The sequence below is a fragment of the Bacteroides cellulosilyticus DSM 14838 genome (assembly GCF_000158035.1).
Taxonomy (GTDB): Bacteria; Bacteroidota; Bacteroidia; order Bacteroidales; family Bacteroidaceae; genus Bacteroides; species Bacteroides cellulosilyticus.
Genome location: NZ_EQ973495.1, coordinates 323,235 through 333,185 on the forward strand (window position 1 = coordinate 323,235; position 9,951 = coordinate 333,185).

5 protein-coding genes are annotated in these 9,951 nt (G+C 39.0%); all 5 read right to left on the reverse strand.

Features of this window, described 5'->3' with window-relative positions:
• Positions 1–34: 34 nt before the first annotated feature.
• A complete protein-coding gene (locus BACCELL_RS23600; RefSeq protein WP_007214651.1) occupies positions 35–367 on the reverse strand; it encodes a hypothetical protein in 333 nt (110 codons plus the stop codon).
• 14 nt (positions 368–381) lie between these two features.
• Complete coding sequence (locus BACCELL_RS23605; protein WP_007214652.1) at positions 382–3,540, reverse strand: SusC/RagA family TonB-linked outer membrane protein; 3,159 nt, start codon at positions 3,538–3,540, stop codon at positions 382–384.
• A 306-nt stretch (positions 3,541–3,846) separates the two neighbouring features.
• Positions 3,847–5,403, reverse strand: coding sequence for a hypothetical protein (locus tag BACCELL_RS23610; RefSeq protein ID WP_007214653.1), 1,557 nt, complete (start codon positions 5,401–5,403; stop codon positions 3,847–3,849).
• Positions 5,404–5,417: 14 nt separating this feature from the next.
• The gene (locus BACCELL_RS23615; protein WP_007214654.1) at positions 5,418–7,688 is read right to left on the reverse strand and encodes a glycosyl hydrolase family 95 catalytic domain-containing protein; all 2,271 of its coding nucleotides are present in this window, start codon (positions 7,686–7,688) and stop codon (positions 5,418–5,420) included.
• Between the two features lie 108 nt (positions 7,689–7,796).
• The gene (locus BACCELL_RS23620; protein WP_007214655.1) at positions 7,797–9,950 is read right to left on the reverse strand and encodes a polysaccharide lyase 8 family protein; all 2,154 of its coding nucleotides are present in this window, start codon (positions 9,948–9,950) and stop codon (positions 7,797–7,799) included.
• Position 9,951 lies beyond the last annotated feature (1 nt).

A 9,951-nucleotide genomic window follows, 5' to 3' on the forward strand; every position in this document is an offset into this window, starting at 1 on the left:
AGACTCTAGGATAGAAGGAATATTTGGATAATATTTAATAAGCCACATTACATCTACCAATGCAGGAATAAAGATCTTGCCAATTATACTCACCCCGTTCAGAAGTCAGAGCATTCATATAATAAACTGAATTAACGTATCCGGTATGATCACAATTGTCTGAACGTACTTCACTCCAATACATTAATTTCTCATTTAAAGCGGAGGCAAAAGCTGAGTAAATACCTGCATTCCAATATGTCATATCCTTTTTATCTCTGAAATAATTTTCAGGAGCTAAATCTGATTTAGGAGTTCGATCTAAAAAATCATCGCAACTTGTAAATAACAGAATTCCTGTTAATGCCAATAATATATATTTTTTCATATTATCTTCCTTCTTTAAAATCCAACATTAATACCAAAACCTAACTCACGACAATGAGGATATTTAGAATCATCTCTACCTGGAGTTAGAACTTTATTACCACTCACTTCAGGATCATACCCTGTATAATTAGTCCAAGTAAGAAGTTGATTGCCATAAACATATACCTGAACATTACGGAAAGGAGTCTTAGCTAACCATTCACGTTCCAGTGTATAGCTCAAACGGATACTTTGCAAACGAAGGAATGAACCATCTTCCAAATATTGACTATTCAATTGCTCACGATTCAATGTTGTCCTATTACGAGTGTTCAAAGCATACCAATCAGTAATTTGTCCAGGATATCTCCAACCTTGAAGTACATATTCCGGATGTTGTTTATGAGAGCTACCTCCCCAGGTTGTAGTATAACGTTTCAAATCATTATAAACTTTTCCTCCCCAACTCAAATAGAATTGGAAACTTAAGGAGAAATTCTTATAATTTAAAGAGTTACTCCATGAGGCATACCAAGTAGGGGTAGCTTTACCTAAAACTTGTTTATCAGACTCGTCTATATCACCATCTTCATTCAAGTTTTCCCAAATCACATCACCACCAGATGCAACAGTTCCGTTATGCTTTATTTTCTTTATTTCACCATGGTATTCACTTCCATCTGCATTTAAGTATCCTAATACAGTAGGTTGACCATCCAAACCTATAATTACGTTATTATGTTCGTCTCTCTTTAACACAGGAGTTAAGCGATTTTTCCAATCCGCCGTATAAGCATTACTACAATCATATTCAAATACACCTGTATTTTTCCATCCATACCACAGACCAGCTTGCTTACCTTTAGCAACTAACCAAATACTACTATCTACGTAATCGTCTTTAGCCAGGTCCAAAATCTTGTTTTTATTTTTCCACCAGTTAACTGTTGTGGTCCAACTGAAAGCTCGTGTCTGAACTGGGACTGCTGTAACGCTAAGTTCCAAACCACGATTTTCCAGACTTGCCAAATTCACACGAATATTATCATATCCCGTAGTATAGGGTAATTTTTGATCAGCCAACAGATCATGCGTTTTCTTTATATAATAATCTCCTGTAAAGTAGATACGACCGTCCAAGAAACTTAAATCTAAACCAAAATTAGTTTGCTTGGTCTCTTCCCATTTTAAATTTGGATTTCCATATTTAGAACTACCAACAACAGCACCTATATTATTATAATTACCATTTACAGTGTAAGTAGTCATTGCCTCATAAGCACTTATCTTATCATTACCTGTTACACCATAACTAACACGTATTTTCGCATCGCTCAATAAGGGTTTCGTCCATTTCATAAAGAATTCGTCAGATACCCTCCATGCTGCAGAGACAGAAGGAAACCATCCCCAACGATTATTTTTACCAAATTTAGAAGAAGCATCACGACGAAGAGTACCTGCCAAAATATATCGGCTCTTCCAACTATAATTCAGTCGACCAAAAAAACCGACAGCAGATGTTTCTTGAAGTCGTGTATATGTTTTTGCAATATTTAAAATGGTTGCCAGATTCATTGTGTATAATTCCTCAGACAAGAAATCGCTACCTTCAAACCGCAAATCGTCTGTTGAAACTTCCTCAAAAGAGGCACCTAACATTGCATTAATGGTATGATTTTTTGCAAATGTTTTATTATAGTTTACATATAAATCTCCTGTATAATTCTTCCTCCAAGTAGTAAAATCACCTCCCGTATTAGGATCAGTATCTTTTCCCATTAAATATTTAGACTTAAATTTGGATTCACGCTGTAATTGATAATTAGCAGCTAAGGTTCCATTAAGTGTCAACCATTTAGTCAGATTCCACTGTATTTTCTGAGTAAAATTAAAATTATAACGGTCAAACTCATCACGGTATTGTTCTAATGCTGCAATTGGATTAACACGACCTCCAGAACTGTAGTAAGGTATCAATTCACCATCTGGATACCAAATTATCATATCAGGGTCACGACGCATAGCTCCCTGTAATACAGTCTTTTCATCAGCCTTATTATATTTCGTATTTGTCAGACGAGCCAAAGTCGTAAATTTCACATTCTTCCATGGTTTAAAGTCTACATTTAATTGTCCTGTATAGCGTTTACTATATGTTTCCAACAAAATACCTTCAGTCCCATCATATCCTAAAGATACACGATAAGTTGCCTGTTTGGTACCACCACTTATAGTAGCACTGAATTTATCAACAGACCCAGTACGGAATAATAAATCCTGATAATAATAATTAGTACTATATTGTAGACCACACGAGTCAGTCCGAGCCGAGAACTTTTCCAACCATTTTGAAGCATTATCAAAGTCACCAGCTCCCATACTTAAACGACTTTCAAAAGCATTTACCTGAGGCAGTTTTCGTGTAGGACTGGAAAAACTGCGAGAATAGCTAAAATCCACTCTTGGTTTCCCTTCTTCACCAGATTTAGTTGTAATAATGATTACACCATTAGCAGAACGGGCACCATAAATAGAAGCAGAAGCTGCATCTTTTAAAATTTCCATAGATTTGATATCATTAGGAGAAAGATTATCTATATCATCTACCATCACACCATCTACTACATATAATGGATCTACACCACCATCTTCAAAAGTAGAAGCGCCACGTACTCGAATAGATTTAGATTCACCTGGAGCACCAGATGTTGCAGTAATAGAAACACCTGGTGCAGCACCTTGTAAAGCATCAAACACACTTACAGCATTACGTTCTTCAATAGCTTTAGCATCTACAGAAGTTATAGATCCGGCATTGTCCCTTTTTTTCATAGTTCCAAAACCTACAATAATAACTTCATCAAGCATTTTAGAATCTTCTTTCAAGATAACTCTCATCTTACTGGATACAACTTTGATTTCCTGATCCGCATATCCCATATAAGAGAATTTCAATGATGCTCCTTTCTTTATTGAAATTTTAAAATTTCCATCAAGATCAGTTACGGTTCCAGTAGAAGTACCAACAACAGAAACTGAAACACCAATTAATGGTTCTTCAGCTTCGTCCACTACCACACCAGTTACCGTTGAATTCTGAGCGTACAAATTGAAGCTCACAGAAAAAACAAACAGTACTAATGATAATCGCCATAATAGCGATTTCGAATTGTATTCTTTCTTTTTCATTAAACTACTTTTTAAAATTAGACTTAAATTAACAAGGGATTTCACCTAGAATTCTTTTTGAGTTGTTCATAATAGATTGTTTTTACATAATATCAATACATCATTTTTAAAGTTATACATTACTGTTTTCCATATCGCAAACAAACAACAATTTTCCCAAATGAGATTTAAAGATTGTATCAAATACTATCAATTATATCTCAAAGTATTATAGACTATAAAAGGTAAAGCTGGATAATACCCTATTATACAACACATTACCAAGCACGATGATTTTACAACACCAAATTACAAGCTAAATCCGACTTATTTAGTCAATATTCGCAAGTCCATATTCTTATGACGAGCCATCAGTTGTGCCACATAAAGTGAACGGGGGAAAACATTCTTCTCATTCTGTCCTTCCCAAACACCATCCGGACGATCGATAAAAACTCCCGGATATTTTTCACCCTTCATACCAAAGCTATAATTATGTCCTGATGTCCAAGGGCTCTGTACAGCAGCACGTTTCACACGACAGTTCCAAAGCACCTGAGTTACTCCGGCCCAGCCATGTCCACTTCCCATTTTACCACGATCCTGCACATTGATTTCTCCATCGGTAATCACATTATCATAAAGGGTTCCAACTGCCCAGCGATGGTGAGGACCTATATCTGCATAAGTTTGCGAAGCCGTACAATTATAAAATACATTGGGGCCACATACACGTGCACCCGTCACATAGTCATGACGCCCCTCTGTACTCTGACAGTTCATAAACAGATTTTGCTGTCCCCAATTATTAAAAGAATATCGCAGTCCACCGGTTATCAGAGATTTTGTTTCCAGGCAACGGCAATCCGTCACAGTTACATTCTTCGCATTGCGTTCACAACTTACCGCTGAATACCCGAAATAGCGACAAGTCAGATTACGCGCCCAGCAGTTTTCCACTTTATCGAACTGAACGCCAATCCAACCATGCTCGTTATCCTCATAATGTTCAAATTCAGATTCCAAACACATATTAGTCACCCCGACTTCACTGATACGACCGTCAAATGTATACTTAAATACTTCACCGCCGCCATATTTCTCTTCCATTTGCATTACTACCGGATTATCAATATAAATACGGTTACCTTCTACTTTTACAATTTCACGTTCGAAAGAAAGATTATATTCCCGTGCAGTCCATTGGCGGGTTCCCTGGCGTTCAACGATCTGATCCATCTTAATATCATGTATCCAATTCTCTGTTCCCGGACGATAAACAATGATACGATCACCCACTTTAAAATTTGCAGCAGAAGAAACCTGAAAAGAGTGTGTTCCCACTGGTACAAAAGCATCCGTAATCTTCACCCTTGTTCCGGATACTTCCTCCATTCTACCATTACCAGATACTTCTATCAATGAAAAACGCTGCTTACCGATAGCCAATAAACGGGTTTCATTCACATTATCTCCTTCTCCGGTCAAAATAACTCCACTTGCATTTATATGAATTGTTCCATGAACATGATATACTCCCCGTTTTAGCAGAACCGTTCCACGATGTCCGTCTTTATCCGGTTGCATACGAGACACTTCATCTATTGCATCCTGAATTCTCTGACGACTATCCCCTTTTTCCACAGGATATACAGTTTTTGTTACCGGATACTCAGGGATTGATTTATCACCATGATGATAACCAACCCGACTAAAATCCGGTATCGTATTTCCCTGTTTATCGGGATAATAAGCTAGCTCCCCTTCCGGAGTAATTTTCACATAGCTGGATTGCCAGCGCGGAGGTAATTTGGTCTGAGCAGATACACTCACACAAAGTGTTATCGCCAATATACCTCCCACAAGTTTCTTTACACGATTCATTCTATTCTCAATTATTAGTTTGTATATAAATTCAGTTCAACCTTCTCACCCGCCACAGTCGGTATCTGCAGATATTCTCCATAAAGTATGTCCGATTTTCCATTTTTCCGGATAACTTGCACAGGATGTCCTTTCCAGGGGTTCTCTATTTTACAGACACGTCCTTTCTCACTAACCAGAGTTACTCCCTGAATTAGTCCTTCTTTCAAAGTAGAAGTAACCAAAAACGCACCATAAGCTCTCAGATTTTCAAAAGATGCATCCTTCTTATGATTCCAATTGGGAAAAACACGAATAACACCTTCATAACTTTGTAGCAGCATCTCATTAATAGTAAGAGGAATAGCAGCTAAAGTTTCGATACCTCCCCCACCTTGTACAATCCAGGAATTGGGATATACATCCATCTCGATCCGTTTCTTCAAATAAGATAGAATCTTATCCGAGGGGTACCCCACACGTACAGCTCCGGGATAACAGGTTTCAATTCCATTATTAGATGTATTTCCCCAATCATTCGGGTCACGTTGCTTTTCCGACCAATGTGCCACATCTTCCAGCAAGATAGTATTGAAAGCCGCATCTGTCATGGGCCCCACAACACCAGCAGGGAGAATCAAACCATGAATAGAGACCCTGTTCAGCCCCGATGGACGTACTTCTTTATCCTGAGGTCCCTTCTCCATATTCTTCAAACTTTGACGTCCGTCTTCTGCAATTCCCAATGGGTATTCACTCAGTTTCTCCAAAATATCCTGCCAACGGGATTGCCGTATCTTATCAATGGAAAGGAAATCACTCATATCCATCACACCCTGAAACAGCATACGAACCAACCCCAACGAAAGAGTTGAATTAAAATCGCCTAACCGATTACGCCAGACACCTCCATTACGTTTATTGGGCATCACCTCATTGAAATGATCCATACGAATGACATAACGTCCATTCTCTAAAGAGAGATAATCTTCCCAAAAATCCGCACAGGCCAGAAGATACGGATATACTTTACGGGCATACGACTCATCATACGTACTGTAATATCGCATCAGCATATTTCCAACACTAAACACTGCATTGATTTTCTGTCCCAGAAACTTATAACCACCATCAATTGTATTTTCATGAGTCGAATACTTTTCCTGCATTTCTTCAGGAGTTAACGGCCACATAGCTGTACATAAACCTTTAGGACCGATGCCCACCGGATAATAGATACCTTTGCAATTCAGCAATTCCTGCGCATGCTTCCGTCCAGCCTCCATATAATCTAATAGAGGCTGATCAAAATTATCCGTCAGACTAATATGATTGGAAGAAAATGACGCCCAGTAAGGTGCCTGATAATTATAATTCAGATGATAATCACCTCCCCATGCCGCTTCGTCACGCGTAACAAATGGTCCCCAAATACCTGGCGCAAACTTACCCTCACGGGAAGAACAAGCAAACAAATATTGCGACTGATAGTAATACTTTTCAAAATAACTATCACCTATATTAATATGAGACTGTTTCCAAAAATGATTCCACCAGGAATGATGTTCTTTCCGTAATTGCTCAACACCCGCTTCCGTTACTTTCTCTGCTTCTGTTATTGCTTTGTTTTTCCAATCCGGTGTATCATGATTCGTATAAACAGATATAACCAATTGTACTTTCTTACCTGGAATCAAGGAGAACTCATCAGAATTTGAGTTTAAAGCCAATGCTACATGAGTAGGCCAACGCAGCAATTCCGTATTTTCAAATGAACGACTTACCCACATTACTTTATCTTTGCCTCCCGCAGTAATCGAAGTATTACCTTCCGCAGCCCATAAACGCAAATGGGCAGTAACGGCTTTGTCCGATTGTAATTCTATGATAATCTTATTATCCGTTGCAGCAACCCATGCAGACAAATTCAACTGACAATGAGGAGTTGTGAATTTAGTTCTGATTTCAGCAGATCCGGGCAATTGTTCCGCATAGTAAGTAGCTCCTTGCAGTTCTTTTATCTCAATATCCAGTCCGCCCGGAAGCGCAATACCGCCCGGATAAACAGGATAAGCCCTCCAAAAATCATTTTTACCAATATAAAAACAGAGTTTATCAGGAGTACCTCCCATTGTGATACCGATATCTCCATTACCGGCTAAAGGAGCATCCGGAGTTTTGGTAGTGGGAACATGCTGTGGGGATGAAGTAAAGACAGCTTTATAGTCATCAATGGCAAACTGAGCTTTCACCCCAATAGTGCTCAGCAATGCTACGCCCAAAATAAAAGCCTTGTGTGTATTCATAGTCTATAATCATTTATCTAAAACAAAAATAGACGTATCTTACCAACAAGGCTTGCAATATTATTTCAATCGTTTGGAGAAATGGCTCAAAATGCGTTTTTTAACGCATTAACCCACTATAGAAGTTGTTTTCCCTTTCTCTTTTCCTTCGGGAAGAGAAAGACGCACCTTTTTATGATTCAACTCAAGTTCTGCAACATTTCTCTGTTGAGTCGGATCGGCATAGTTTATTACGTACCGACCGGATTCATTTTTCCGTATCATATAGATTCCGGGAGTTTGAATATTCAATATCAAATCCGTACTTACAGTTAATTGTACCGGCTGATAAGCGGCCACCCAACAAGTAGTATTTCCTTCACTATAGACAGCTTGAGCAGTAGCATCATTACGGAGTATTTGTATATCTGATAAATTAAAAGCAGCCACATTTTCCTTGTCCATTCCGGGTAGTATCAAATATTGATATGTGTCTTGTTTAGGTGCAACACCATGCGTCAAATAGATGGCAGTCACCTCTCCATGTGTTTCTTCCGGGTGATACATTTGCATCACATCATACCATGATCCCGTACGTTCTGCTGTTTCAGCTACAACTTCATGAGTATTGCCCCATACAATATATCCCGTATTATTATGAAAATAGCGTTGTTCCTTTCCCTTGACAGATTGCTTTGTATTCACAACATTCCATCGTGCATTTTCCCAGGAAAGCAGTTCCCCATTTTTATGGCATTGCTCTATAGAAGTGGTAACAACAAGATTACTATCTGCTTGTATACCAGCTCCCAAACAAAGAATAAAGTCATCCGTACAAACCCATGCCTTATGAGCCTTCACTCCGGCACGATCCAACTCCATAACAGTCATACCTTGTTTTTCATCCGAAACAGCTCCTACAAAAGTTCCTTTATTACGAGGCTGATAACTTTTAATCAAGGGCATAGGTGCATTATCTTCAAAAGCTGTTACTCCCGGTAACTTCCGCCAGTCCCAAAGAGGAAAAATATCCAGATACTCCTTACCATCTTTATAAATATAAGTAGCTCCATCTGCCATATAATACCCTTTCATATTATCGCCATTCATCATTTCAGTACCGATAATACGGTCAGAAGCCATTTTTATAGACGCCATCCAGGAAGGACGGCGATGAATTGTATAATCCGACTGCCAGAAATGCTTATGTCCTGTAAGCACATTCACCGCAGGTGCAGGGTAATTATCACGAAACAGAGCTGTTGCCACAGCCATGCACTCATCTGATTCACCTCCACCTAACTCCGAGGCTGCAAATGCAAGACTCAGTGCTTTATGTACGGGAGCATGATGAAACAGTTGACGTCCCAAAGCATTCACATCCATCATTCCTTTCCAGATTACCCAACGATATCCCTTATCAATCAGTGTACTCAGAATACTCAACTGTTTATCATCAAATGCTAACGACGTCCCTGAAAATAACCCAGAGAAGAAACTCATTCCGGATACGAACGAAAGCCCATAATTACCAAACTGCTGCTGAGCACCATGCTGGTGAAAGCACCAATCGTCTTTTATACCTTCTGCTCCACCCGTGACTATTTCAGATGCAATGGTATCACGCGCCATCTTTACCAACTCATAATCATTCTGCAATAATGCACGCATCATCACATTTCCGGCAAGCCATACCTTATTCTGTCCGGTCATCCCAAACTTAGCATTCTCCATTACAGTTATAGCGTTCTGTTTCTCCACAGGGGTCAATTGCTTCTCAAACAAGATAAAAACCGTACCCAATGTTTTAGGAATACCTATTTGATTATACCACCAGTTCAAACATACCGGTTTAGCAGTAAACCAATAATTCAAAGCTTTATGAATAACCGCTTCCACCTCCGAAGAACGATAGTAGGAAGTCTGATCGGAGTTATAGAGCTTTACCAGCTCCAGAATACGTTCCGCATGAATTTTAGGCTCCCAGCCGGAACGCTTTTTGTCATCGTAATTAATATCCGGCCATGTTCCGGCTTCCGTGAAAGAAGACAGATAAGTTTCTACTTTCTTTAAATCAAAAGGATATCGCTGATGCAACTCTACCACAACCTGATCCGAAATCTCTGTTTCCGGCTGAATAGACGAAAGGATGGACAATAAACCAAACGGATCTTTACCGGAAGGAACCAACATTCGGGCATAATTTTGCTTGATACGCACCAACTCATCCACACCACTTGCCTGTACAGTAACAGATACAAGTAATACACTAATTATAATCAGA

What these genes read in the sequence shown, in the direction of transcription:
- BACCELL_RS23605 (WP_007214652.1), bottom strand. Translation starts at nt 3,540, where the DNA reads ATGAAAAAGAAAGAATACAATTCGAAATCGCTATTATGGCGATTATCA.
- BACCELL_RS23610 (WP_007214653.1), bottom strand. Translation starts at nt 5,403, where the DNA reads ATGAATCGTGTAAAGAAACTTGTGGGAGGTATATTGGCGATAACACTT.
- BACCELL_RS23615 (WP_007214654.1), bottom strand. Translation starts at nt 7,688, where the DNA reads ATGAATACACACAAGGCTTTTATTTTGGGCGTAGCATTGCTGAGCACT.
- BACCELL_RS23600 (WP_007214651.1), bottom strand. Translation starts at nt 367, where the DNA reads ATGAAAAAATATATATTATTGGCATTAACAGGAATTCTGTTATTTACA.